This window comes from Flavobacterium fluviatile (genome assembly GCF_010645065.1).
Classification (GTDB): Bacteria; Bacteroidota; Bacteroidia; order Flavobacteriales; family Flavobacteriaceae; genus Flavobacterium; species Flavobacterium fluviatile.
This window is the reverse complement of record NZ_JAADZW010000002.1, coordinates 156,868-182,494: the sequence shown is the minus strand read 5'-3', so window position 1 is coordinate 182,494 and position 25,627 is coordinate 156,868. Positions and strand designations below refer to the sequence as shown.

General features: G+C 35.2%; 17 protein-coding genes. 7 read left to right on the top strand and 10 right to left on the bottom strand.

Annotated elements, in window-relative coordinates:
- Positions 1 to 34 precede the first annotated feature (34 nt).
- A complete protein-coding gene (locus tag GXM17_RS04050) occupies positions 35 to 1,279 on the bottom strand; it encodes a glycosyltransferase family 4 protein (protein ID WP_163398332.1) in 1,245 nt (414 codons plus the stop codon).
- A 112-nt stretch (positions 1,280 to 1,391) separates the two neighbouring features.
- On the opposite strand from GXM17_RS04050, the gene GXM17_RS04045 reads away from it, so the two are divergent.
- Together GXM17_RS04045 and GXM17_RS04040 are read left to right on the top strand one after the other, a co-directional pair.
- Complete coding sequence (locus GXM17_RS04045; protein WP_163398010.1) at positions 1,392 to 1,973, top strand: MiaE family protein; 582 nt, start codon at positions 1,392 to 1,394, stop codon at positions 1,971 to 1,973.
- 45 nt (positions 1,974 to 2,018) lie between these two features.
- Positions 2,019 to 4,778 (top strand): AsmA-like C-terminal region-containing protein, encoded by a 2,760-nt coding sequence (locus tag GXM17_RS04040; RefSeq protein ID WP_163398009.1) that lies wholly within the window; start codon positions 2,019 to 2,021, stop codon positions 4,776 to 4,778.
- 292 nt (positions 4,779 to 5,070) lie between these two features.
- Here GXM17_RS04040 and rpmA read toward each other — a convergent pair whose 3' ends face one another.
- Both rpmA and rplU read right to left on the bottom strand, forming a co-directional pair.
- Positions 5,071 to 5,331 (bottom strand): 50S ribosomal protein L27, encoded by a 261-nt coding sequence (gene rpmA, locus GXM17_RS04035; protein WP_025539465.1) that lies wholly within the window; start codon positions 5,329 to 5,331, stop codon positions 5,071 to 5,073.
- Between the two features lie 24 nt (positions 5,332 to 5,355).
- The gene (gene rplU / locus GXM17_RS04030; RefSeq protein ID WP_025539466.1) at positions 5,356 to 5,799 is read right to left on the bottom strand and encodes a 50S ribosomal protein L21; all 444 of its coding nucleotides are present in this window, start codon (positions 5,797 to 5,799) and stop codon (positions 5,356 to 5,358) included.
- Positions 5,800 to 6,077: 278 nt separating this feature from the next.
- Between rplU and GXM17_RS04025 the strand changes: the two genes are divergently transcribed.
- Positions 6,078 to 7,400 carry a M16 family metallopeptidase gene (locus tag GXM17_RS04025; RefSeq protein ID WP_163398008.1) on the top strand — a complete coding sequence of 441 codons (1,323 nt, stop codon included), beginning with the start codon at positions 6,078 to 6,080 and terminating at the stop codon, positions 7,398 to 7,400.
- A gap of 10 nt (positions 7,401 to 7,410) precedes the next feature.
- A complete protein-coding gene (locus tag GXM17_RS04020; protein WP_208796412.1) occupies positions 7,411 to 9,459 on the top strand; it encodes an insulinase family protein in 2,049 nt (682 codons plus the stop codon).
- 211 nt (positions 9,460 to 9,670) lie between these two features.
- On the opposite strand, the gene GXM17_RS04015 is transcribed toward GXM17_RS04020, so the two are convergent.
- On the bottom strand, positions 9,671 to 10,537 hold the full coding sequence (locus tag GXM17_RS04015) for a DMT family transporter (RefSeq protein ID WP_163398007.1): 867 nt from the start codon (positions 10,535 to 10,537) through the stop codon (positions 9,671 to 9,673).
- 100 nt (positions 10,538 to 10,637) lie between these two features.
- On the opposite strand from GXM17_RS04015, the gene GXM17_RS04010 reads away from it, so the two are divergent.
- Entirely contained in the window at positions 10,638 to 11,018 is a 381-nt protein-coding gene (locus tag GXM17_RS04010) for a heavy-metal-associated domain-containing protein (protein ID WP_163398006.1), read from the top strand.
- Between the two features lie 61 nt (positions 11,019 to 11,079).
- Here the strand turns inward: GXM17_RS04010 and gldD are convergent, their stop codons facing one another.
- From gldD to mutY, 4 genes are read right to left on the bottom strand one after another with little or no spacing between them, the layout of a single operon-like run.
- Positions 11,080 to 11,640, bottom strand: coding sequence for a gliding motility lipoprotein GldD (gene gldD / locus GXM17_RS04005; RefSeq protein WP_163398005.1), 561 nt, complete (start codon positions 11,638 to 11,640; stop codon positions 11,080 to 11,082).
- Position 11,641: 1 nt separating this feature from the next.
- Positions 11,642 to 12,934, bottom strand: coding sequence for a gliding motility-associated protein GldE (locus GXM17_RS04000; protein ID WP_163398004.1), 1,293 nt, complete (start codon positions 12,932 to 12,934; stop codon positions 11,642 to 11,644).
- A gap of 23 nt (positions 12,935 to 12,957) precedes the next feature.
- Positions 12,958 to 13,395, bottom strand: coding sequence for a single-stranded DNA-binding protein (locus GXM17_RS03995; RefSeq protein ID WP_163398003.1), 438 nt, complete (start codon positions 13,393 to 13,395; stop codon positions 12,958 to 12,960).
- A 38-nt stretch (positions 13,396 to 13,433) separates the two neighbouring features.
- A complete protein-coding gene (mutY, locus tag GXM17_RS03990) occupies positions 13,434 to 14,480 on the bottom strand; it encodes an A/G-specific adenine glycosylase (RefSeq protein WP_163398002.1) in 1,047 nt (348 codons plus the stop codon).
- A gap of 123 nt (positions 14,481 to 14,603) precedes the next feature.
- On the opposite strand from mutY, the gene GXM17_RS03985 reads away from it, so the two are divergent.
- Both GXM17_RS03985 and GXM17_RS03980 read left to right on the top strand, forming a co-directional pair.
- Positions 14,604 to 14,912 (top strand): HU family DNA-binding protein, encoded by a 309-nt coding sequence (locus tag GXM17_RS03985; protein WP_269237889.1) that lies wholly within the window; start codon positions 14,604 to 14,606, stop codon positions 14,910 to 14,912.
- Between the two features lie 385 nt (positions 14,913 to 15,297).
- A complete protein-coding gene (locus tag GXM17_RS03980) occupies positions 15,298 to 16,842 on the top strand; it encodes an Rne/Rng family ribonuclease (RefSeq protein WP_163398001.1) in 1,545 nt (514 codons plus the stop codon).
- 352 nt (positions 16,843 to 17,194) lie between these two features.
- Here GXM17_RS03980 and pbpC read toward each other — a convergent pair whose 3' ends face one another.
- Complete coding sequence (pbpC, locus tag GXM17_RS03975) at positions 17,195 to 19,570, bottom strand: penicillin-binding protein 1C (protein WP_163398000.1); 2,376 nt, start codon at positions 19,568 to 19,570, stop codon at positions 17,195 to 17,197.
- 234 nt (positions 19,571 to 19,804) lie between these two features.
- Positions 19,805 to 25,492 carry an alpha-2-macroglobulin family protein gene (locus GXM17_RS03970; protein WP_163397999.1) on the bottom strand — a complete coding sequence of 1,896 codons (5,688 nt, stop codon included), beginning with the start codon at positions 25,490 to 25,492 and terminating at the stop codon, positions 19,805 to 19,807.
- Between the last annotated feature and the right edge of the window lie 135 nt (positions 25,493 to 25,627).

Here is a 25,627-nt window from a genome sequence, read left to right as displayed (position 1 = left end):
ATCGGGAGAGAGTTGGATTTGGAAAAATGCAGGCTTAATTTTTATTTTTAGCCTCAATCCATTTTGCCATATATTTAGTGCTTTTTAAGGTATGATGCTGCAGCAGGCTTCCCATAAAATTATGAAGACGATGGGATTCAGCATCATTCAATAATGCATTAACTCTATTAATCAATTTTTCTGAATATTTATCTTTTAAATAACATTCATTCACAATAGCAATTCCGTTTTTTTGAGATTGCATCCAAAGATTTTCATCCTGATAAAGCGAAATTGCTTTTTTAGCAAACTCTTGCGGATTATCTTCAATGAAACCATTCCACGGTAAATTTGCATGCATCCCTTCTGAGCCAATGGTTGACGTTACGCTTGGCGTTCCGCATTGCATCGCCTCCAATAATTTCCCTTTTAAACCTGCTCCAAAACGGATTGGTGCCAGAACAACTCTCGATTTTTTCACTACTTCATTAGCATCTTCTGCTCTCCCCATGATAAAAAATCCATTTTTAGGCTGATGCAATTGCAATACTTTTTGAGAAGGGTATGCTCCGTAAACTTCCAAAACAGCTTCCGGAAAATCTTTTTTGATACAAGGCCAAATCGCTTCTTTTACATATTGAATTGTATTCCAATTAGGTTCATGAAGAAAATTTCCGATGAAAACAAAATTCTTGCGATCTTCAAAAGAAGGCAATTTCAACAAATCTTTCTCTGACATTTCTTCAACTAAAAAAGGCAGATATTGCACTAAATCAGAATCAATTTTAAAAACCTCCTTCAAAACCTTCATTTCAAATTGAGAAATAATATACGATAAATCGCATCTCAGAATACTCGCAATTTCGCGTTTTGCCACTTCTTCAGATAACAAATCGTGCAGTTCGAAGATTCTATTTTCTTTGAAGGCTTTTTGCCTAGCTGTCCTTAAACAATGCAAATCTTCAGTATCTAATAATCTAAGAGCTTTTGGGCAGTTTTCCGCAACACGCCAGCCAAATTGTTCTTCAATCATAAAACGATCAAACAAAACCACATCCGGATTCAATTTCAAAACAAAATCATCAAAACTGGAATTATTCAGTTCAATCGGCTTTTTTTCAACACCAGATTCAGACAAATCAACCATAAAATCACTATCCTGTGCAGCGCTGGCAAATGTAATTGCGAATCCGTTTTCACGAAAATTCGAAATCAACTGCATCATTCTTCCGCCAGCCGCAGACGAATTTGGTTCAGGCCATACAAAGCCAATGATTAAAAGTTTTTTCAGCTGTTCCATTTTAATTGGTTTCATTTTACAAAATAATGGTTTTTTGAACGTTTTTGCACCATTTTTACCAACTTTTGGTTTTAAAAAAAGACTAATTTTGCATCATCTAAATTACGCTGTCATGTTAGGATTAAAATTAGCCACAGACCCTCGCTGGGTAAACATAGTCGAATCAAATATTGAAGAAATTTTAACGGATCATGCCTGGTGCGAGCAAAAAGCTGCTTCAAATGCAATTAGTCTGGTTACTTACAATTCTGAATTAGAAGAATTAGTAACCGAAATGCTCATAATAGCCCGAGAGGAACTGGAACATCTGCAAATGGTTCACAATGTAATCAAAAAAAGAGGACTGACTTTAGGACGTGAAAGAAAAGACCATTATGTAAATGAGCTTTTTAAATTTATGAAAAAAGATGGCAGCCGTAAAGATGCCCTTTGCGATCGCTTATTATTCTCTGCAATGATCGAAGCCAGAAGCTGCGAGCGTTTTAAAGTGCTTTCTGAAAATATAAAAGATGAGGAATTAGCCAAATTTTACCGTGATCTGATGATTTCGGAGGCAGGACATTACACTACATTTTTGGGATTTGCCAGAAAATATGCTGACAATGTAGATGTTGACAAACGATGGAAAGAATGGATTGAATACGAAGGTTCTATTATTACCAATTACGGAAAAAACGAAACTGTTCACGGATAATCATCGTTTTAATCATTATGCTCAAACAACTACTCAATATTATTTATGTCAAAAAACAAATCTAAATCTATCTTATTAAAAATTGCCAAATATTCCGGAATAACGTTGGTCGTTGTTTTGGGGCTACTTTTTTTGACACCTGTTGTATTTGCAGACAAAATCAAGGAACAGATTAAAAAAACCGCAAATGAAAAATTAAGTGCAGAATTGAATTACTCAGATGTTTCCTTATCATTTTTTCATCATTTCCCTTCACTGACGCTGACTTTAAATGATTTACACCTGAATGGTTCCGCTCCCTACACAAATGAAAAATTTATTACAGCCAAAGAGGTATCTTTTGGAATTAATGTTGCAAGCCTAGTATTTAGCGAAACTGTAAAAATCGATCAGATTTATTTGTCTGATTCATTTATTAATGTCAAAGTCAATCCAAAAGGAGAGGCTAACTATAATATTTACAAATCTTCGTCACAAAAGCAAAAATCAAAAGACACCACAGATACTGCTTTAAAACTGGAGAGAATTGAAATTTTAAACAGTAAAATCATTTACAACGACCAGTCAACTAATATCCATTTTGATGCTTTGGGTTTTAACTACTTAGGAAAAGGGGATTTAAACAAAGCCGTTTTCGATTTATATTCAAAAGCTAAAATTGAAAAATTAAATATAGTTTATGAAGATGAACCGTATTTAATGAACAAAAAAATAGATGCTGATCTAATCACAAAAGTTAATGTAAACTCTTTGTCTTTTTATTTTCAGCAAAATAACTTAAAAATCAATCAGCTATTGGTTGACTTCAAAGGGAAATTTGATATTTTGAAAGATGGGTATAAAATGGATTTTATTATAAAATCTAACAATAGCGACCTACATGATGTGTTTACGGCTTTTCCCCCAAAGTACATCACATGGCTTTCTAAAACCGAATTGAAAGGAAATACCAATTTGCTTTTTACTCTAAAAGGAAATTACATTGCTTCTCAAAACATCGCCCCGGATTTGAATTTAGATGTAAAAATAGATAACGGATTTGTAAATTATGACAAAAGTGCATTTCCGGTTTCTAATTTGAATTTGGAAATCACAACAAAAGTTCCGTCTCTTAATCCGGATTTTTTAATTGTTGATGCCAGAAATTTATCTTTAACCATTAATAAGGATTATCTAAAATCAAAATTCTACTTGAAAGGAAAAAACAGTCCTGATATAAAAGGGGATCTTAAAGCCAAAATTGATCTTGGTAAATTAAGTAAAGCCCTGGGACTTCCGGATATTACTTTAAAAGGATCATTAACGGGAGACATTAAAACTAATGGAAAGTTTGATCAAAAAAACAGGCTTTTTCCAACTACAAAAGGCTTTATTGACCTGAATAACGGATATATCAAAACTAAATATTACCCAAATCCGATTACTAACATTACAATTAACTCCAGAATTGACAACCAAAAAGGAACTTTCGGTGATTTAAAAGTAGTCTTAAAACCTGCTCAATTTACTTTTGAAGGTAAACCTGTTTTTGTAACAGCTGACCTGAGCAATTTTGACGATTTAAATTATGATGTAAAGGCGAAAGGCGAACTTGATGTTAACAAAATCTATAAAGTTTTCTCTCAAAAAGGACTTGATCTGGATGGTTTCATAAAAGCCGACCTGTCTTTAAAAGGAAAACAAAGCGATGCCACAAAAGGAAATTACAGCAAACTTAACAATAAGGGAACGCTTGAATTACGAAATATCGGAATTGCATCAGAATATCTTCCTAAAAAATTCATTATTAAAGAAGGAATATTTAAAATCAATCAGGACAAAATGTCTTTTAATAACTTTTTGGCGGCATATGGCCAATCTGATTTTAAAATGAATGGTTACCTGCAAAATGTTTTTAATTACGCCACTAATACCGGAATTCTAAAAGGTTCTTTTGCCGTTTCGTCCAGATATATTAATGTAGATGAGTTTATGTCAACTACAGATGCCAACACATCTGCAGCAAAAAATCCTGCTCCACAATCAGAAACTAAATCCGGTACAACACACCAGACCGGAGTTATCATAATTCCGGCGAATCTGAATCTAAAGTTAATGACCAATGCTCAAAAAGTGTATTTTGACAAGCTTAACCTTCAAAATGCAAAAGGAAATTTAAGCATGAAAAATGGCAAGCTTACCATGCGAAATACAGGATTTAATTTAATTGGCTGTAATGTAAGCATGGATGGTAATTATCAGGCAAGTACACCACAAAAAGCCAGTTTCGATTATGACATCAAAGCTTCGGATTTTGATATTAAAAGAGCATACAATGAAATTGAAGTGTTTAGAAAAATGGCCAGTGCCGCTGAAAAAGCGCAGGGAATTGTTTCTTTAGACTACAAATTAAAAGGCCGTTTAAATGGTAATATGGAGCCGGTTTATCCTTCTTTAGCAGGTGGCGGAACACTTTCTGTAAAAGATGTAAAAGTAAGGGGATTAAAAATGTTTAATGCCGTGAGCAAGAAAACAAACTCCGAATCTATGAAAAACCCTGATGTTTCTCAAGTAGATATTAAAACTACAGTCAAAAACAATATCATGACTGTTGAACGTTTTAAATTTAAATTTGCCGGATTCAGACCAAGAATTGAAGGAACAACAAGTCTGGACGGAAAACTGAATTTAAAAATGCGTTTAGGACTGCCTCCGTTGGGAATATTTGGAATTCCGCTGACCGTTACCGGAACACAGGATAACCCAAAAGTAAAATTAGGGCGAAATACTGAAGATCTGGAAGAAACACAAGATACTGAGGAATAACAATATCAAAATTCAGTAGTAATATCAAATTTCAATTTTGGAAATGACACTATCCCAAAAAAGTGTGTAAGTTTAAAACTTAGACAAAGGTTTTTTCTTTCACAAAGCGTAATCCTTTTATCGACATGCATGTTGTTTATCATAGATTACAAACGTAGAAAAAACGGACACATCTTATTTAAATGAACTTATATTATTTACATGGTTTAAAAAAACAAACTTTGCTGTTTTATTAAAAAACAAAAAACCCGCTCTCTTCAGAACGGGTTTTCTATAATAATTTATCTAATGATTATGCTTCGAATGGAAGGATAGATACATAAGATTTGTTATCTCTTTTCTTTTGGAACTTAACAACTCCATCAACTTTAGCATGTAAAGTGTGATCTTTACTGATGTAAACGTTTTCACCTGGATTATGTTTTGAACCTCTTTGTCTAACGATGATGTTCCCAGCAATAGCAGCCTGTCCACCAAAAATCTTAACGCCTAGACGTTTTGATTCTGATTCTCTACCATTCTTCGAACTACCGACACCTTTCTTGTGAGCCATGACGTATGAGTTTAAATATTGTTATTATTCTTCTTTAGCTTCTTTTTTTGCTTTTGGAGCTGCTGCCTTTTTTGCTTTTGGAGCTGCTTCAGCTTCAGTAGCCGGAGCTTCTTCTGCTACAACTGCTTTTTTAGCTGCTGCTTTTTTAGTTCCGCCCGCTGCAGTAATACCTTCAATTACAATTTGTGTAAGATATTGTCTGTGACCATTTCTCTTTTTGTATCCTTTTCTTCTTTTCTTTTTGAAAACGATAACTTTATCACCTTTTAAGTGTTGTAACACTTTAGCTTCTACTGAAGCACCTTCTATAGCTGGGGCGCCTAAAGTTACGCTTCCGTTATCGTCTAATAAAAGAACTTTGTCAAAAGAAACTTTTGAACCTTCTTCATTAGCTAAACGGTGAACATAAACCTTTAAGTCTTTGCTTACTTTAAATTGTTGCCCTGCTATCTCTACGATTGCATACATACCAAATTGATTTATTGATTTTTAAGGTTGCAAATATACAATTAATATTTTACTATGCAATCCCTTATTTCAAAAATATTTTTCAGGCTTTAAAGTCTGCTTTTCAAGGCTTTCCAACATATTTCCAAAAGGATTCAGATGTAAAATGTTGTTAAATAACACCAAAATAAATACCCCTTACTAAATAGTAACTAAAAAAACTTATTTTTGATGTAACTAAAATAAATCCCTGGCTACCTACTATATATAAAAATAGGTATATAAAATTATTAATCTTTATGAAAAATTCAATAATGATGTTAAGTGCTGCAATAATGCTCGGCGGAGTAGCTCATGCCCAAAAAGTAGCTTTCGAAGAATACAATTTAGACAATGGCATGCATGTTATTTTGCACAACGATCCCTCTGCTCCTGTTGTTATTACTTCTGTAATGTATCACGTAGGATCAAAAGACGAACGCCCTGACCGTACGGGTTTTGCACATTTCTTTGAACATTTATTATTTGAAGGAACCCAAAATATAAAACGCGGTGAGTGGATGAAAATCGTTACCGCAAATGGCGGTGTAAACAATGCCAATACTTCTGACGACAGAACCTATTATTATGAGGTTTTTCCTTCTAACAGCCTTGAACTTGGCTTATGGATGGAGTCAGAACGTTTGATGCATCCTATTATCAATAAGATTGGCGTTGACACTCAAAATGAAGTTGTAAAAGAGGAAAAAAGAATGCGTTACGACAATCAGCCTTACGGAAATATTTTGCCTGAGGTTAAAAAACACATGTTCAAGAATCATCCGTACCGATGGACAACCATTGGCTCCATGCAAGATCTTGACGCCGCTACTCTGGAAGAATTTCAGGCTTTCAACAAAAAATTCTACACACCGAATAATGCGGTTTTGGTTGTGGCCGGGGATTTTGACAAAACCAAAACCAAAGAATGGATTCAGAAATATTTTGGACCAATTCCGAAAGGAGAAGTTTTGAAAAAACAAACTTACACAGAAGAACCGATCACACAAACCATAAAAGCTTCTTATGAAGATCCGAATATTCAGATTCCGATGGTAGTTGCTTCATACCGAACCCCGTCAATGAAAACCAGAGATGCAAGGGTTTTAGATTTGATTTCTTCTTATTTGAGTGACGGAAAAAGCTCCAAATTGTATAAAAAAATAGTAGATGACAAAAAAATGGCCCTTCAAATTGGAGCTGTTGGTTTTAGTCAGGAAGATTACGGAATGTATATTTTGTATGGTTTACCGATGGGAGCTTACACTACAGCTGACATCTTAAAAGAAATGGATGAAGAAATTGTAAAAATCCAAACCGATTTGATTTCTGAGAAAGACTATCAAAAATTACAAAATAAATTCGACAATAATTTTGTCAATGCTAATGCAAGCGTCGAAGGAATTGCAGAAAATTTAGCTTCCTACTATTTACTTTACGGAGACGTCAATCTTATTAATACTGAGATAGATATCTACCACTCAATTACCAGAGAAGAAATCAGGGAAGTCGCCAAGAAGTATTTAAACCCTAATCAGCGTTTAATTTTAGATTATGTTCCTTCAAAAAAAGTTCAAAACTAAGCCCCGAATCATGAAAAAAATACATACAGTTTTAATCCTTTTATTCCTTACCGGAATTATGCAAGCACAAGATCGTCCACAACCCAAACCAGGAAACTCACCAGTAGTCAACATCAAAAAACCGCAGACTTTTGTTTTGGCAAACGGCATGAAAGTTTTAGTAGTTGAAAATCATAAATTACCACGCGTAAGCTTTAATCTTACACTGGACAATGCACCTTTTACCGAAGGAAACAAAAAAGGCGTTGATGAATTAACAAGCAGTTTAATTGGAAACGGAACCAAAAAAACAACAAAAGAAGCGTTTAATGAAGAAATTGACTTTTACGGAGCCAGTATAAATTTCACATCATCTGGTGCTTACGCAAATGCTCTTTCAAAATATTCAGGACGTATTTTAGAATTACTGGCTGAAGGTGCTTTACAACCTAATTTCACTCAAACAGAATTTGATAAGGAAAAAGCAAAATTACTGGAAGGTCTCAAAGCTGATGAAAAAAGTGTTCCGGCCATTTCTAACCGAGTTGTTGATGTTTTGGCTTTTGGAAAGAACCATCCCTCAGGCGAATATTTATCAGAAGAAACGGTGAAAAATGTTACTCTGTCAGATGTTCAGGCAAACTATAACACTTATTTTGTACCTGAAAACGCTTATTTAGTTGTAATTGGAGACATTAAATTTAAAGAAACAAAAGCAGCCGTAGAGAAACTGTTTGGAGGATGGAAAAAACAGACTGCACCAAAAAATAGCTATCCAAATCCGGAAAACGTATCGAAGCTTCAAATCAATTTTGTAGATGTTGCAAATGCGGTACAGTCGGAGATTTCGTTGGTAAATACAGTAAATTTAAAAATGAGTGATCCTGATTTTTTTCCAGCTGTAATTGCAAATCAAATTTTAGGAGGTGATTTCAACAGTTATCTGAATATGAATTTACGCGAACAGCATGCCTGGACATACGGGGCGAGTTCAAATATTGGAAGCGGGAAATATGTAACCAAATTCAAAGCGTCATCTGCTGTTCGAAATGCTGTTACCGATAGTGCAGTTGTACAATTTGTAAAGGAAATTAAACGAATCAGAACTGAAAAAGTTTCTGAAGACGTATTAAAAAACGTAAAAGCAGGTTACATCGGAAGATTTGTAATGCAGGTTGAAAAGCCTCAGACTGTTGCTCGTTATGCTTTAAACATTGAAACAGAAAAACTTCCTGCAGATTTCTACGAAAAATACATTCAGACCATCAATAATGTTACTATTGATGATATTAATCGTGTATCGAACAAATATTTTCAAATCGATAATATGAGGATTGTAATTGTCGGTAAAGGATCAGAAGTACTTCCGGGATTAGAAAAACTCCAGATTCCGATTTCCTATTTTGATAAATACGGAAATCCTGTTGACAAGCCTGTAACCAAAAAAGAAGCTCCGGCAGGAATTACGGCAAAAAGTATTTTTGACAATTACATCAAAGCAATTGGAGGAGAGAAAGGTGTTTCTTCTGTAAAAACATTATACATGCACGGAACCACAACAATTCCGCAAGCTCCTTCTCCGCTAACTTTCGTTTCAAAATTAGATTCGAAAGGAAAAATGATGGTTTCTCTGTCTATGGGAAGTATGGCTTTGATGAAACAGGTTGTAAACGAAAAAGGCGCTTATGTGGAGCAGCAGGGACAGCGCAAAAACCTGGAAGGTGCAGATTTAGAAGAAATGAAAGCCAATGCAGCTCCTTTTGAAGAATTGCAATTAAGCAAGAGAACCGACCTGAAAGTTGACGGAATAGAATCTATCAATGGAAATGAAGCATACTCTATAAAAGACGGCAAAACAATTTACTTTTATGATGTAAAATCAGGTTTAAAGGTAGCCGAAACCAAAGTAAAAGAACAAAGCGGGCAATCAACAACACAAACAACTTACTTTAATGATTACAAAGAAGTAAAAGGTGTAAAAGTCCCTTTTAACTTAATCCAAAATGCAGGTTTTGAATTAGATATTAAAATGTCTGATATCAAAATCAACGAAGGAGTTTCTGAGAAAGATTTTCTTTAAGACCCTAAGTTTCTAAGATGCTGAGATTCTAAGATTCTAAGATTTTTAAAAAACAGAAAGGCTGTCGTAATTGACAGCCTTTCTGTTTTATTGATATTCTTTTGCTGAGCGGAGTCGAAGCCATGTTCCAATTGGTACGCCCTTCGACTCCGCTCAGGGTGACACAACATCAACATTTCACAACTCACAAAAACCATTTCACAACCAAAATTTACTTCTTCGCCGACAAATAAACCCCAATCAAAATAACAAATGCACCAAAAAACTGAATTGGAGTCAGCATCTCGTTATCCAGCAAACCCCAGAAAAAAGCAACAATCGGAATCAAATACGTTACTGAAGTTGCAAATACCGGCGAAGACATTTGTATCAGTTTAAAGAATAATACATTTGCAATTCCGGTTCCCAAAACACCCAAAATCATTACAAACAAAACAGAATGTTGTGTTGTTTCCAGATGTATTTTTTGTGTAAAATCTGTAGTGCTCAAAATAAGTAAAGCGGGTAAAAACAAAACTGCAAAATTCCCTGTTGTAATACTCAGTGAATTCAAATCAGACAAATATTTCTTAATCAGATTGACGTTAATAGCATAACACAGCGTTGCGATTACGACTAAAATCAGATAATAATAGTTTTGACCTGAATGACCCGAAGCGCCATTCAAAACCAACAACAAACAGCCAATAAGCCCAATAAAAACACCTAAAACCTGACGTTTTTGAAACTGAATTCCAAAAAATATAATTCCTAAAACCAATGTATTTAAAGGTGTCAATGAATTCAAAATTGCCACAATCGAGCTATCCACCTGAGTTTCTGCAATAGCAAAAAAGAAAGCCGGAATGAATGTTCCGAAGAACGAAGTCAGGGCAACAAATTTCCATTGGCGTACCGAAATTTTCTTCAAACTCGAAAATCCGACTACAAGCAAAAACAAACCTGCAAAAATGATTCGGAGCGAACCTACCTGAATAGCCGTTAACCCCACTAATCCCCTTTTGATTAGAATAAAAGAACTTCCCCAAACTAGTGAAAGCAGCAATAAATAAAACCACTTTAATTGTTTTGCATCCATAAATCGTATTTTACTACAAATTTGTAATAATTTTAGGAACTGACCTTTGCTTTTTTATTAATTTTGCAACAAACATATTGACAAACTAAAATTATATATAATGAAATTTACAAAAATAATAGCATCGTTAGCCATTGCTGGTTTGGTACTGGTAAGCTGTAAAAAAGAAGAAGACAAAAGTTTAGCCGTCGTAAAAGGCGAAAAAACAGAAGCTCCGAAAGAACACAAACCAATCGCTGCAGAAAATGTACAGACGGCAAGTTTCACAATCGACGGAATGACCTGCGCTGTTGGATGTGCAAAGACTATTGAAGAAGAATTAGCAAATCTTGACGGTGTTGAAAAAGCAACTGTTGATTTCGACAAAAAAACTGCAACCGTAACTTTTGACAAAACAGTTCAAAATCCTGAATCTTTAACGAAAGTAGTTCAGGAAACAGGAGACGGAAAAACATATAAGGTTTCTAATATGAAATCGTAAATTCAGACTTTGTCAAAACAAAAATGGCGTTCATACTGAGCGCCATTTTTTTATTATATTTTCACTGCCACTTCAAAGTTTCCATCAGCCGCTGCATATCATTTTTGATATAACTTGCTGCCGGCATAACCGAATCAAAATTGGGTTTGCTGTAAAAATAAACTGATCCCGTAATGAAATGCTTTGTACTGTCTGTCACGTAAAATTGTGAGTTTGTTGCCGCATTTCCATTCACCTGATAGAACATCCCGTAAACTTTTTTCTCTGGATTTAAATAAGGCTGCTCTAATATATCATCAGCTTTGATTACATGCTCATAAGTTAATTTTTGAGCATCTCTCAACAGTTTGTCGATATTATTGTTTACAGGTTTATAAGTCAGATAAATAGTCGCTTTCATTTTTGGATATGTAATTGCAAATCCACATTCCTTTTCACCCTTAATTACAGCATCTTCATTCATTTGAAACGAAAAAGGACATGTGTTTTCAAAGTTTACATATTTGGCCATTGGATAATCCAGACGCAAAAAAGCCGCTGGTTTTGGCAAAACATCATCTTTACAGCTTATAACAGTCAGGCTCAGTAAAATTACTATTATCCAAATTGTTTTTTTTAACATCTTATTCTATTGTTACTTTTATTTGCTTAATACGTTTATTATCAACCGCTTCTATAACAAAAACACAGTTCTCAAACGCTATTTTTTGATTTTTTTTAGGAAAATTGCCCAGTATTTCAAGTATAAAACCAGCTAATGTTTCTGCCTCTCCTTTGTGAGACTCAAAAATATCTTCATTAACGTCGATAATCCTGTAAAAATCCTTCAGGTTGATTTTTCCTTCGAAAAGAAAATTCTTTTCATCAATTTGGGAGAAATTCAAATGTTCATCATCGAACTCATCACTTATATCTCCTACTATTTCTTCAATTACATCTTCTAAAGATACCAAACCTGAAGTTCCTCCGTACTCATCGACAACAATGGCTAAATGGCTTTTCAGGCTCTGAAAATCCTTAAGCAGATCATCCAGCTTTTTATTTTCAGGAACAAAAAAAGCTTCCCTGATTAAAGTGGTCCAGTCGAATCCGGCATTATCAATATGCGGCAATAAATCCTTAACAAATAAAACGCCTTCGATCTGGTCAATATTATCCCGATAAACCGGAATTCTTGAAAAACCGGTTTCAATTATTTTAGGATAAATCTCCTCAAATGTTTCTGATATTTCCAGTGCAAAAACATCAATCCTGGGACTCATTACCTGTTTAGTATCTGTATTTCCGAAAGAAACAATTCCTTCTAAAATTTTCTGTTCTTCACTTGATGTTCCTTCAGAATCAGTAAGCTCTAATGCCTGCGAAAGCTGATCTACTGAGAAATTAGTTTTTTGTTTTCCTAATTTTTGATGCAAATATAAACTAAGTGCGCGCATGGGCAAGCTTACAGGTGAAAGTAATTTATCTAAAAAAGCAATTGGATAAGCTACCCGTTTTGCAAATTTTATATTGTTTCGGCTGGCGTAAACTTTAGGAAGGACTTCGGCAAAAAGCAAAATTAAAAAAGTAACCACACTTACTTCTAATATAAATTTTAATACAGCCGAATTAATAGCTGCAAAAATATCCCTTCCTATAAATGAAAACAAAATAACAACCCCAATGTTCAAAAAATTATTGGCAACTAATAATGTGGCTAAGAGTTTTTTGGGTCTGTCCAAAAGGTTGGAAATTATTTTTCCTTTAGGATTATTTTCCTGCAGTACGTCTTCAATTTCTTTTTGAGACAAGGAAAAAAAGGCAACTTCCGCACCAGAAACAATCGCTGATAAAAAAAGCAAAATAAATATTCCGACAAAACCAATAATTAAATTCGAGTTTGCCGATACAAAAAATAAACTGGGCTCCGGGTCCAAATTAAAAAAGATTAGTTAAACAATTAAAAAGGCAAATCGTTGACCGGCAAGCCTTCATTAGGATTTTCAAAGTTAGTATTTTTTGGCAATTCAGCAGCCTGATGATGTTTATGCTCTGCTTCTTTTTTGGTTGTCAAAAAAGTAAATTCGGTTACCTGAATTTCGGTTGTATATTTTGTAGTTCCGTCTTCAGCCTGCCATTGCCTTGACTTGATGCGCCCTTCAACGTAAATTTTATCACCTTTAGACAAGTATTTTTCACAGATTTCAGCGGCTTTATTGCGCACAACTAAATTATGCCATTCTGTCGAGGTAATTTTTTCATTTGTCGTTTTATTGATATATACTTCATTTGTTGCCAGCTGAAAGCGGCCGATGCAGTTACCTCCTTCAAAATAATGCATTTTAACATCGTCGCCCAAATGGCCTATCAACATCACTTTGTTTAATGTTCCGTTCATGATATAGCATTTGTGTTTTGTATCAAAGGTAATTTTTTTTAACGACTTATTTCTTCCTTTTCAATAAAATTATAGATAGCAATAGGGAAAGGATATAATTTTAAATCACTAAAATTCAATCCTTTAACCAAAATATTATTTATTTTAATTTTCCAGAACTGTATATGCAAATGCTGATGCGAAAGTTTATGGATAACAGTGGCGTGCGAGCATTCCTCTATGGCAGTAATAGAATAAGATTGCAAAATGTCCTGCTGAACAGCTTTTGAAATAAAATCAAAACCTATAATTTCTTCAGTTTCTATTAATGGAAATTCATAGAGATTATGCCAAATTCCTTTTGCAGTTCTTTTTTGGATTAAAGTTTTTCCCTCAATATCTTCTAATACCAGATAATTAAAAAAGCGGTTTGTAATTTTCAGTTTTTTTGATTTTACAGGCAAAACATCAACCTTATTTTTTTGCAGAGCCAGGCAGCTCTCATTAAACACACAAACAGAACAATTTGGACTTTTAGGCACACACTGCAAAGCGCCAAATTCCATTATGGCCTGATTGAATATAGCAGGACTTTTTTTTTGCATCAGTTCATACGCAAGCTCAGTAAACTCTTTTTTAGTCGCAGGCAAGGCTATATCTGATTCGATATCAAAATAGCGCGAAAGAACCCTGAACACATTGCCATCGACAACCGGAACGGCTTCATTATAAGAAAAAGAGGCAATTGCAGCAGCAGTATATTCGCCAACACCTTTTAATTTCAATAAATCGTTATAAGAAGCCGGAAAAGCGCCATTTAAATCATTTGCAATATGCTGAGCTGTCTTATGCAGATTTCTGGCTCTCGAATAATATCCTAATCCCTGCCAGAGTTTTAGAACTTTTTCTTCATCAGCATTAGCCAAATCAAAAACAGTAGGAAATTCCTCGGTAAAAGAAAAAAAATAAGGCATTCCCTGCGCGACTCTTGTTTGCTGAAGCATAATTTCTGAGAGCCAAATGTGGTACGGATTCACAGTATTTCGCCACGGCAAATCACGTTTGTTTTGTAAATACCATTTTATCAGCAGGTTATGAAATTTCATTAGGAAATACTTAGATTGCAAAAGTAAATGTTTATGTAATTAAAATTTAACGAATTAGCTTGATTAATTATTTTTTTAATTCCTATATTTGCAACCTCAAAAAAATAGTACATCATTTATAAAATAAAAACAGGAAAGAAAATGACGAAAGCAGATATCGTAGCAAAGATTTCAGAGAAACTAGGTCTTGAAAAAGGAGACGTTCAGGCAACAGTTGAGACTTTTATGGAAGAAGTGAAAACTTCATTAGAAACTGGTGATAACGTTTACCTAAGAGGTTTTGGAAGTTTCATCGTAAAAACAAGAGCTGAAAAGACAGGAAGAAATATTTCTAAAAATACCACAATCAAAATTCCTGCACACAATATTCCTGCTTTTAAACCTGCAAAAGTTTTTGTAGAGGGAGTTAAAACAAACAACGAAGCAAAATAATACTATTAATTAATCATAAAATCGATACGATATGCCAAGTGGTAAAAAAAGAAAGAGACATAAGGTAGCTACTCACAAAAGAAAGAAAAGAGCGAGAGCTAACCGTCACAAAAAGAAAAAGTAGTTTTAAACTACTTTTTTCTTTTTAAACGTTCATTGAAATTGAAAATTAGTATTCAGTCATCAGTATTTAGTATTCAGTCTACTGATTACTTGCAACTGCAAACTGTCAGCTAATTTTCTCCGGGTTAATACCTGTTAAAAAATATTGTTTAATCCATCCTTACAATTCAGTTATGAGTTATAAGTTACGAGTGATGAGTTGTAAAACTTAAAATTTGAAACCAAAAACCTGAAACTAAAAGTCTGGATAAAAATTTACAAAGTGAATAAAGAATTGATCATTAGATCTAGTTCTGAAGCCGTAGATTTTGCCTTATTAAAAGATGGAAAACTAATTGAATTACATAAAGAACAAGAGACAAGCAACTTTCAGGTTGGCGATATTTTTATTGCTAAAATACGAAAACCGGTTGCAGGACTCAATGCAGCTTTTGTAAATGTAGGCTTCGAAAAAGATGCTTTTTTACATTATCACGATCTGGGTCCAAACTTAGCTTCCCAACTGAAATTCATAAAACTTGTAAGCGCAGGTAAATTAAAAGATTTCTCCCTAAAAACCTTTCAGTTTGAAAAAGAGATTGACAAAGATGGCATCATTACTGATATTTTAAGTGCCAATCAATCTGTCTTAGTCCAAGTTGTAAAAGAACCTATATCGACCAAAGGCCCAAGGATAAGCGCTGAGCTGTCACTGGCAGGAAGATTTATTGTTCTGGTTCCGTTTTCTGACCGTGTTTCTATTTCGCAAAAAATAGAGGACAAAAAAGAAAAGGACCGTCTAAAAAAACTTGTTCTATCGATCAAACCTAAAGGATTTGGTGTTATTGTTCGAACAGTAGCCGAAGGCAAAAATACAGCCGAATTAGAAAAAGATTTGCAGAACCTGCTTGGCAGATGGACTGCAATGTGTAAAAAATTACCAACTGCTCATCATCCATCCAAAGTATTAGGAGAGCTAAACAGAGCTTCTTCCATACTGAGGGATGTATTCAATGATACCTTTAGCGGTATTCAGATAGATGATGAAGAGTTGTATCATCAAACGAAGGATTATCTGCAGGAAATTGCACCTTCAAAACAATCAATCGTCAAGTTTTATCAATCAAACGATACTCCGATTTTTGAGAAATACAATATAGAGAGACAAATCAAAACTTCTTTCGGAAGAACGGTTTCGATGAGCAAAGGCGCTTATCTCATCATTGAACACACTGAAGCACTGCACGTTATAGACGTAAACAGCGGAAACCGTTCTAATAAGTCAACCAATCAGGAAGACACTGCCATGGAAGTTAATATGATTGCTGCCGCAGAAATCGCAAGACAACTTCGTCTGCGTGATATGGGCGGTATCATAGTTGTTGATTTTATCGATATGTCTAATCCTGAAAACAGGAAAGTCCTGTTCGACTTCTTGCGAGAAGAAATGAGCGACGATAAAGCAAAACATAAAATATTACCGCCGAGTAAATTTGGTCTGGTCCAGATTACAAGACAGCGCGTAAGACCCGAAGTTAACATAAAAACCAGAGAAGAAGATCCTAATAAAGTAAATGGTGAAATTGAAGCCCCTATCTTAATTATCGATAAAATCTCTTCTGATTTAGACCGACTTCTAAAAACCCACAAAAAAGTTGTACTGAACGTACATCCGTTTGTGGCTGCTTACCTCAGTAAAGGTTTTCCATCCTTACGTTCGAAATGGTTTTTTGAACATAAGAAATGGGTGAAAATCATACCTCGTGACGCTTACACGTACTTAGAATACCATTTCTACGACAGTAAAGGAAATGTTATTTCAGAATAAAACAAAACCGCCTCTCGAAAGACTGGCGGTTTTTTTATGCGTCATTGCGAGGGACAAAGGCAATCAAACTTGTATTTTCGATTTGGAATTTATTTTATTAGAAGCAATTTCCCGCTATCCGCTTGTATCTTTTCCCGGCTAAAGAAGCCAGAAAAAGGATACCGCTCCTATCTGGGCTAGGCACTCATTTTCATAATACATTTATATTAAAAAGCATCACGGCCATAATGTCACCCTGGCCCGAGTCGAAGACTTTTTATCCAATAGGACTTCGACTCCACTCAGGAAAATCCTTATAATTTTTATTTACAGTATTAGAATTTGGGATTTTAAAAAAATTGGGATTTCTTCTTTATTCCCTCACAATCTCAATTTTTCTTCTGATTTCATTCCCCGAAGCATCCACAACTGTAATGTAATGTATTCCTGTTGTTGGCGTGATTGGCAATTCATGAAAGGTTTTTGTTGTGGCTTTATATACATCATCAACATACCAGAATAATTCTTTATCTCTTTCAGAATAAGCTACTTTCAAAATTACAGGCTGTACATTACTGTTAAAATCTTTCGTCAAATAAATTTTACTGTTTGCTTTCGGATAAATAAAATCCATAGTTCTGTTTTGCGTTCCTTCGCAACCTTCTTTAAATGGAGGCAATGGCAGATATTCAATATGCTGGCTTTTGTAATACCACGCCATAACCGGAGGCAATACAAACCAGTTTTTTGTCACTATATTATCTACGCTTTCACAACTGCTGTTTACCTGAAATTGTTCTGTTTTATCTAAATGTACCGTTTTATGATACGGACAAACTTTAGTCGATTTTCCTTTTTTAGCAACCCATTGTCTGATTTTAGGGCAATTATCTTTTGCCAGATAACCGCTCAGACGACAAACCTCAACTTCAGCCAAATCATTATACGGCGTATCAAACCATTTTTGTCTTGGCAGTAAATTAAACACATCGAATAAAATTGGTGCTGCGCTTGTAACGCCCGTCAAAGTTGGTCTTCCCTCACCTGTTGCATTTCCAACCCAAACTCCAACAACATATCTGGAATTTGTTCCAATAGCCCAGGCATCACGATTTCCGAAGCTGGTTCCTGTTTTCCATGCAATTTTAAGCGAACTGTCATAAAACTTCCAGGCTTCATCTCCTTCCGGCCTGTTTACTTCTTCCATTGCGTTGTAAGTCAGCCAAATTGACCCTGCACCCAAAATATTTTTCTGATTGGTATCTGAGCCAAAATCAGGTTTAAAATCGTTTTTATAATTGAGTTCAGTAAATTCATTAGTTCTATATTGCCCTTTATTTTTTGTATAATAATTGACTGTAGATGAAAGATTAACATACGTTCGGCATAAATCCCACAAATTACTTTCCGCACCACCAAGAATAAGGGATAAACCGTAATGATCCGGCGTTTTATTGATGTTCCTTAATTTGAATTTCTGCAGTTCTTCGTAAAACTTGTTAACACCAAAATCCTGCAACATTAAAACCGACGGAATATTCAAAGATCGTGACAATGCCCGATGTGCCGGAACAGCTCCGTCAAAAGTTAAATTGAAATTTTGAGGTGTATAACCGGAAATCTGCGTTGGAATATCAGCAATTAAAGTATTAGGCAATAATTCACCATCATCAAGCATTGCGGCATACAAAAGCGGTTTCAGGATACTTCCTGTACTTCTTGGCGCATCAATAATATCCACATCTTTTTGATGATCTTTATCTGTTGGAGCATTTCCAACATAACTCATTACATTTCTGCTTTGAACATCAATTACCAAAATCGCCAGATTATGAACTTCATTCTGTTTGTACTGATTGTAATAATATCTCGCAATTTGATTGACCCTGTTTTGCAAAGCATAATCAATAGTAGTTTGTACTCGCATTCCTTCTTCGTTTTTAGCAACTCTCTGTAATAAATGAGGTGCAATTTGCGGAAGATCATAAGGTTTTTGAGGCAAAGGTTCTTGTATTGAAAGTTCGTAAGTCTGCTTGTCAATTATGCCTTCCTGATGCAGTTTTAACAAAAGTCGGTTTCTTTTATTTAATAACTTTATTTGATTTTTTCCCGGATAAATTAAACTTGGCGCATTTGGTAAAACGGCTAAAACTGCATTTTCTGCCCATGACAATTGATTTGACTGAACACCAAAATAACGCCATGAAGCCATTTCCAGTCCCACAACATTTCCACCAAACGGTGCGTGCGCTGCGTACATTTCGAGAATTTCATTTTTAGAATAGCCTAGTTGTAATATGGTAGCGAGAATAATTTCTATTATTTTTTCTAAATAAGTTCTGTTTTTTCCTTTTCGGGATAAGCGAATAACCTGTTGTGTTAATGTACTTCCGCCTCGAACCACTTTTCCTGCTTTTCTATTTTGCTTAAAAGCATTTATCATCGCTGCGGGATTAAATCCCGGATGTTTATAAAAATATTCATCTTCAAAATACACAATGCATTTCTTGAACTTATCCGGCACGCTGTCCTGCGCTGGAAAACGCCATTGTCCGTCTCTGGCAATTTTAGCGCCGAGCAATTCTCCTTCTTTGCTTTCTATAACTGTTGAATACGGTTCTTTGAATAAAGTTCGGGGTATCGAAAAATAGTAAATCAGCAAGAGCAGAAATACAATTGCTGATTTGATTTTGTTTTTTTTGCTCCAGGTTATAATGCGTTTTGAGAACGCTATTAGTTTATTTTCCAACGTAGTAATTATTTAACCGCAAAGGCGCAAAGTTATTCGCAAAGTTCGCAAAGTTTTTTTGCTCGCAGATTAGCACAGATTTCTAAAAATTATTTTAATCAATTAATCTTTGGCTATATTAAAGTGCCCTATATTTTTTCTCTCGCAGATTACGCAGATTTTAAAGATTTATTTTATCTGCTTGATCTGCAAAATCTGCGAGAGATTAATCTTTATAATCTGTGGCTAATAATTCTATTTCACCACCTCAACCCAGAATCCTTTTGTTCTTGCTAAGAATGTATTATCGTACATCGCTTCGCATTGTAATCCCGGCAGATAATAATTCCCTAGATATGATGCGTTTAACAGAATACGGAAAACTTTAGTTTCTCTGGATTTCATTCCGAAATAGAAATTCGTTCTGTCGTCGCGGATATCAATATAATCTGCGATATTGTTTACAGCATCTCCATAATCTGTAAAACGCGTATTTACAATTTCGAATCCTGAAGGCAAAATCTGCGACAATGCAACATTTTGAACACTTTCTCCTCTTTGATTTTTAATCGTAACCTCAGCAACAAATTCGGTTCCCTGACTAATTCTGGAAACATTGATTAGACTTCCTTTTCTGTTTTTGAAAACAATAGAAGCCGTAACATCACTTTGAACCGCATTTTCTTTTCCGATTGGCAGAATTCCTGTGTTCAGTATACGAACATAAACTGTATTCGCTTTATTATTTTTAATCGTAATACTATTTGCTCCTGAAGCAACAGACAAACTGCGATCTGCAACTGATTTACTTGTGTTTATTGTCTGCACCTTTCCGTTTTTACTAAACTGAACATTGATTCCTTTCGGACCATTGCTTATCGCAAATTTCGACATTGCATACAGGCAATAAGCCGTTGTCTGCGTACTCATCCATTGATTAGCCGACATTTCTTTGGCTAGTTTTACGGCTGTTGTAAAAGCTTTTTGCTTCTGTCCTAAAAGAAGCATTGTTTCCAGCGCCATTGCTCTGTTTCTTTCATTTGAACCATAATAGTAATAGCTGTAGCCGTCTGAACTTCCGTCGATACTTGTGCGTAAAAACAAACTTTGTCCGGCAGATTTTTGCCCTGCTAAAACATAAGCTGCTGCCAGACGAAGCATACTTTCATTCGAAATGCCTTTTGTCTCTCTCAATCGGTTCATCGCTGATAAATCGGCATTTCCGGCTAAAGCCAAAGTATATAAACGATATGCCTGAGCTAAATCATTTCCGTATTTAGGCTCAAAACGCCATTGTTTTGCTTCGCGTTGCTGATATCCCAGCCATTTTGATTTGAAATTAATCGGCAAAACATATCCTTTTTTCTCTGCTTCAATTAAGAAATGTCCGGCGTAAGAAGTTCCCCAGTCATCTGCAATTGCATTTCCTTGCCAATACGGCATTCCTCCGTTTGACAATTGGAAATTGCCCAATCTCGCAATTCCGGCTGCAATATTTTTCTGAATCAGATCTTTGCGTTTCGTATCAACATCCGCCATATCTCCTAAATACAATTGAGGAAAAACAGATGAAGTCGTTTGCTCTACACATCCATGCGGATACTGAATTAAAAATTGTAATCTTCCGTTCAAATTCATCGACGGCATTGATGAAACTTCCAGTCTTGCTTTATTACTTCCGGCAATTCCAAAGGTTTTCCATGAAATTGTTTTAGAACTGTTGGGCGACAAAACAACATCGGTAAAAGTACTCGTAACCGGATTAGGATTTGTCATATCAATTTCGACATCATAAACTGATTTTTCACTTCCTGAAGTTGCAATAACCTGAACTTTCGCAATTCCGGTTGCAGAACCGACAACTAAATTAAAGTAAGCCATTTTTTCATCCGGTTGTTTGAAGTTTAACCTCTGAACCGCACTTCCGACAACTTTCAATCCGTTGCTTGTTTTTACCTGAACTGAGACATTTTTGATTTTGTTTTCAGTTGCAAAAACAGTTACAGGAAGAGTTACTTTCTCTGATGGCGAAATCTTTCTTGGCAATGAAGCCAAAACCATCAGCGGACTCTTCACCGGAGTTGCTTTTTCTACACTTCCGTAAACACTTGTATTGGCATCTCCTGCCACAACCATTGTTCGCACTGAGCCAATGTATTTTGGTAATTTTAATTGATGTGATTTAGTTTCTCCTTTTCCTAATTTAAATGGTCCGTAATACAAGACAACAGGTTTAAAACGGTTTGCTTTCTTCGCTTTTCCGCCTCCCAAGTCCTGGTCACCACCAATACTGAAAATCTGGTTTATTTTTCCGCCATAAGCCCCAATTACATCATCATAAATATCCCAGGTTTTTACTCCTAAAGCTTCACGAACGTAGAAACTATCCCAGGCATTCGGTGTTTTAAAACGGGTTAAATCTAAAAGTCCTTCATCAACAACTGCAATTGTATAGGTCATTTCTTTTCCGGTTTTTTCACCCACTTTTACCATAAAATTTTGCTCTGGTTTCAGAACATCAGGCATTGAAAGTGTTGGAGCCAGAATGGTATTTTTATCTACGACTTCAATTGGAACAATTCCGTACATACGAATAGGCGAATCATTTTTGGTAGAAGCGTGAGGCTGTAATAAGGTGATGTTAAAATACACATTTGGCGCCATTGCACCTGTAATTGGAACCTCAACTTTAGTTTCTCCTTTTTTGGTTTCAGCCCAAATAGTCTGCACTACTTTCGATCCGTTTTCGATTGAAATTAAAGCTCTTCCGCCTTCACTTGAAGGAAAAGAAAGCTGTGCTTTTTCTCCAACTGCATAGTTCTTTTTATCGGTAGAAAACACTAACATATTTGCATTAGAAGCGTCTCTGTTTCGCGTTTTCCCGGACCAGATCGGCCAGTCAATATTTACGGTTAAAGAAGTAGCGTGACCTTCTTGAGGATCTTCCACACGAATCAAATAACGCCCCCATTCTTCATCTGTCAAAGCAAACTGAAAACTTCCTCTTCCGCTGGAATCAGTATTTATTATAGTTGATTTATAAGATGTTGTAGCATTCGCAGCATTATAATTCGATAAATTATCACTCGAAGAATCCCACCACCATCTCCATTCAACTTTATAGATTCTCACTTCAAGATTTCGAACCGGTTTTGGCCTTCCGTTTTCATCAACCGTAACAACTTCAAAACGATTATTGGTTCTGGTTTCCAGCATACCATATTTATTAGGTTCCGGCGATTTAATTCCGACATAGGTTTTATAAGGCGAATAAGTTGTCGACATCACATCAGTACTAAAATCCCCGCCTTCTTCATATACTTTTGTAATGAACGAAGCACGTAACATTCCCGGTGCCTGACCTTGCAATCTTGGCTGAATGTTAACTGATGCTTTTCCGCTCTCGTTTATTTTTCCGGAGAAGACATTGATTTCTTCTGTACTGAACTGGCGCACTAAATCATCAAAAGTATATTTTTCATATCCTTTAAAAGTCGTGGTTTGCTGCGAAAATTTTGCCTGCATTTCTACATTCAGATTTTTAGCAATTGCACCGTGCAGCCATGTCACTTCCAGATTATCTGTATTTGGATAGGATGCTGAAAGTGTTTTTCTGCTAAACGTATTTTTGATTTTTAAACGATTCGGTTTGATCGTTTCAATTTTGATGCTTTTGTAAAATTTAGCACCACCCACACTCACCATCGCTTCCCAGTTTCCTGTTGGAACATCTGCATTTGTAGGAACCGTAAACGCATAATGATTTAGTTCATTCGTTTTTTGAACCGTTTGATAAACAGTTTTCCCATTCGGATCATTCAGTCTGAATTTTATTGGATGTGATTTTGGCAATTTATTCGAAGCATCATTCAAAATAAAGGACAGATACAAATTATCTCCCGGACGCCAGACTCCGCGCTCTCCGTAAATAAACCCTTTTAATCCTTTTTGAAGTGTTTCTCCCGCAACATCAAAATTACTGACTGACAGCGAAAGCCCGTCATCCAGTTTCACATAAGTCGATTGGTCTCCTAAAGTAACAATAGCAAAATAGGCAAATTTATCCAGTTGAAAAGTTGCTAAACCTTCACTGCTTGTTGCTTGTGTTGCAATTTTCTGCTGTTGAAAATTATACAAATCTACTCTCGCATTCGAAACCGGCTCAGTTGTTACAATATTATTTACAGCAAATAAATAGGATTTGTTTTCTCCTCTTTTAGCGATTACGCCCAAATCAGTCGCCAGAATATTAGTTGCTATTTTAGCATTATAATAATACGAACCCGAGCAAGGATCCTGACTTTCTCGCCAGTCATAATCATCATAATAGTAATCATCATACGAGTTTCCGCTATAATTCACATCATTTTCATCAACCTCTTCTTCCTCTTCCTGGTATGAATCTTCGTCTGAAGTTTCACATTTGTATAACGAATATTTTCTTTTGTATTCAAACTCCACTCTGTATATCGCCCCTGGTTCAGGCTTGATAATTTTAGATAAATCTAAAGCATAAGTATTCCATTTGGTTAAATTTACAAGGGTACTTTCTTTTAAGTTAAGTGTGGTCCTGGCAATTGGCTGAGCCACTTTCTTGAGATTTTGCGCTCCGTTTAACTCATTATACTGAAGAAACTGCAGAATATTATTCTTGTAAATTTTATACACTTTTACATCAACAGCACTTAAATTTACAGCTTCAAAATTTAATTTTAAATTATTCGAACTAGGCAAAATCGTTCCGTTTTTAATAAAACGGACATTTGGTTTTATCTGGTCAAAAGAGATTTTTTCGCTATAATTATTTTCCAGTTTTTTGCCATATTGGCTTTCTATTCCCTGAAACACTTCCAGTAATAACTCGCCAGTAATTACTTGTTCAGGCTCCTCATCCGGAACATATTCAACGGCTTCCTCTACAACAGCAGCGGCTGAATCAACTACAGTAGCGGCCGAATCAACTACAACAGCAGCTGAATCTACAGTTACTTCAACAGGCTCCTCTTCTATAACGACCGCGGCAGGTTCATCTTTTTTAGGAGTATTTTGATTGGTAAAATAAACTTTCAGTAAATTTCCCTGTGCTGAAAACTTCAGATTATTAGTATTCTGAATTGAAACCAGTCCCGCAAAATCCTGCCCTTTTTCAAGAGGTTCAGAAAAATTGATTAACACCTGCTGATTGTTTCCGTCCGGAACCTCAACTTTTATAACTTTAAATTCGTTAATACCTGTAATCGGAAAATCGATTTGTCCTTTCTGATCGATATCAAAATCATCTCCGTCATAAATAATTTCCAGATTTGTAGCTTCAGAATAACGCTGAATACTGTCTATTATAAAATGAAATTCTTTACCCGAAGCCGGATTTTTCTCAAACTTAATTTTAAGATTATTACCTTTTTGTTTGGCTTCAACTAATTTTTTAGCCGTTTCCAGATCAATATTATCTGCTGTTTTTAAAGTGCAGTTTAGATACTGATACTCTTTACTGTACGATTGAATATCTCCCGTATTTATGGTAAAATCCTGTTTAATAGTCTTAACTGTAAAATTGAATTTTGAAAGTTCCTTTTCTTTCTCTTTCGGAATGGCAGTTAATTTATCTAAGTTTAAAGTAACCTGGTATTCTGTTCCCGGTTTGAGTTTTTTCTCCGGAATAAAAGCTAAGGTATTTGTAGAAAGCGCTACGACTTTTCCGCTTACACCTGGCGAAATATCAAATAAGTCGTCATCTAATTCCTGATTCGGTTTCCAGTCGTTTTTATCAAAAGCCAAAACCACTCGGATATCAGAATCCGAAGAAACAATTCCGCCCGTAAAACTGGTGATATACTCTTTAAATAATGAAAAATCAGAATTAAAATCTGCAGCTGATTTTCGCCCGCAGGATTGAAAAATATAAAACACACAAAGCACGAGAACTAATCCTTTTGTTTTCACTTTTATTTGGAGTTAATGGGTTAGGCAACTAAAATTAACAGATTTCACTATTAAAATGCATAACAGTAAAAAGTAATTTTAATTATGTTAAAAGTAAAATATTTTTTGAATTGTTTAAGAAGAAAATTCTCTAAT

Excerpts from the sequence above, each read along its gene's own strand:
- GXM17_RS04050 (WP_163398332.1), bottom strand. The coding sequence starts at position 1,279 with ATGGAACAGCTGAAAAAACTTTTAATCATTGGCTTTGTATGGCCTGAA.
- GXM17_RS04045 (WP_163398010.1), top strand. The coding sequence starts at position 1,392 with ATGTTAGGATTAAAATTAGCCACAGACCCTCGCTGGGTAAACATAGTC.
- GXM17_RS04040 (WP_163398009.1), top strand. The coding sequence starts at position 2,019 with ATGTCAAAAAACAAATCTAAATCTATCTTATTAAAAATTGCCAAATAT.
- rpmA (WP_025539465.1), bottom strand. The coding sequence starts at position 5,331 with ATGGCTCACAAGAAAGGTGTCGGTAGTTCGAAGAATGGTAGAGAATCA.
- rplU (WP_025539466.1), bottom strand. The coding sequence starts at position 5,799 with ATGTATGCAATCGTAGAGATAGCAGGGCAACAATTTAAAGTAAGCAAA.
- GXM17_RS04025 (WP_163398008.1), top strand. The coding sequence starts at position 6,078 with ATGAAAAATTCAATAATGATGTTAAGTGCTGCAATAATGCTCGGCGGA.
- GXM17_RS04020 (WP_208796412.1), top strand. The coding sequence starts at position 7,411 with ATGAAAAAAATACATACAGTTTTAATCCTTTTATTCCTTACCGGAATT.
- GXM17_RS04015 (WP_163398007.1), bottom strand. The coding sequence starts at position 10,537 with ATGGATGCAAAACAATTAAAGTGGTTTTATTTATTGCTGCTTTCACTA.
- GXM17_RS04010 (WP_163398006.1), top strand. The coding sequence starts at position 10,638 with ATGAAATTTACAAAAATAATAGCATCGTTAGCCATTGCTGGTTTGGTA.
- gldD (WP_163398005.1), bottom strand. The coding sequence starts at position 11,640 with ATGTTAAAAAAAACAATTTGGATAATAGTAATTTTACTGAGCCTGACT.
- GXM17_RS03995 (WP_163398003.1), bottom strand. The coding sequence starts at position 13,395 with ATGAACGGAACATTAAACAAAGTGATGTTGATAGGCCATTTGGGCGAC.
- mutY (WP_163398002.1), bottom strand. The coding sequence starts at position 14,480 with ATGAAATTTCATAACCTGCTGATAAAATGGTATTTACAAAACAAACGT.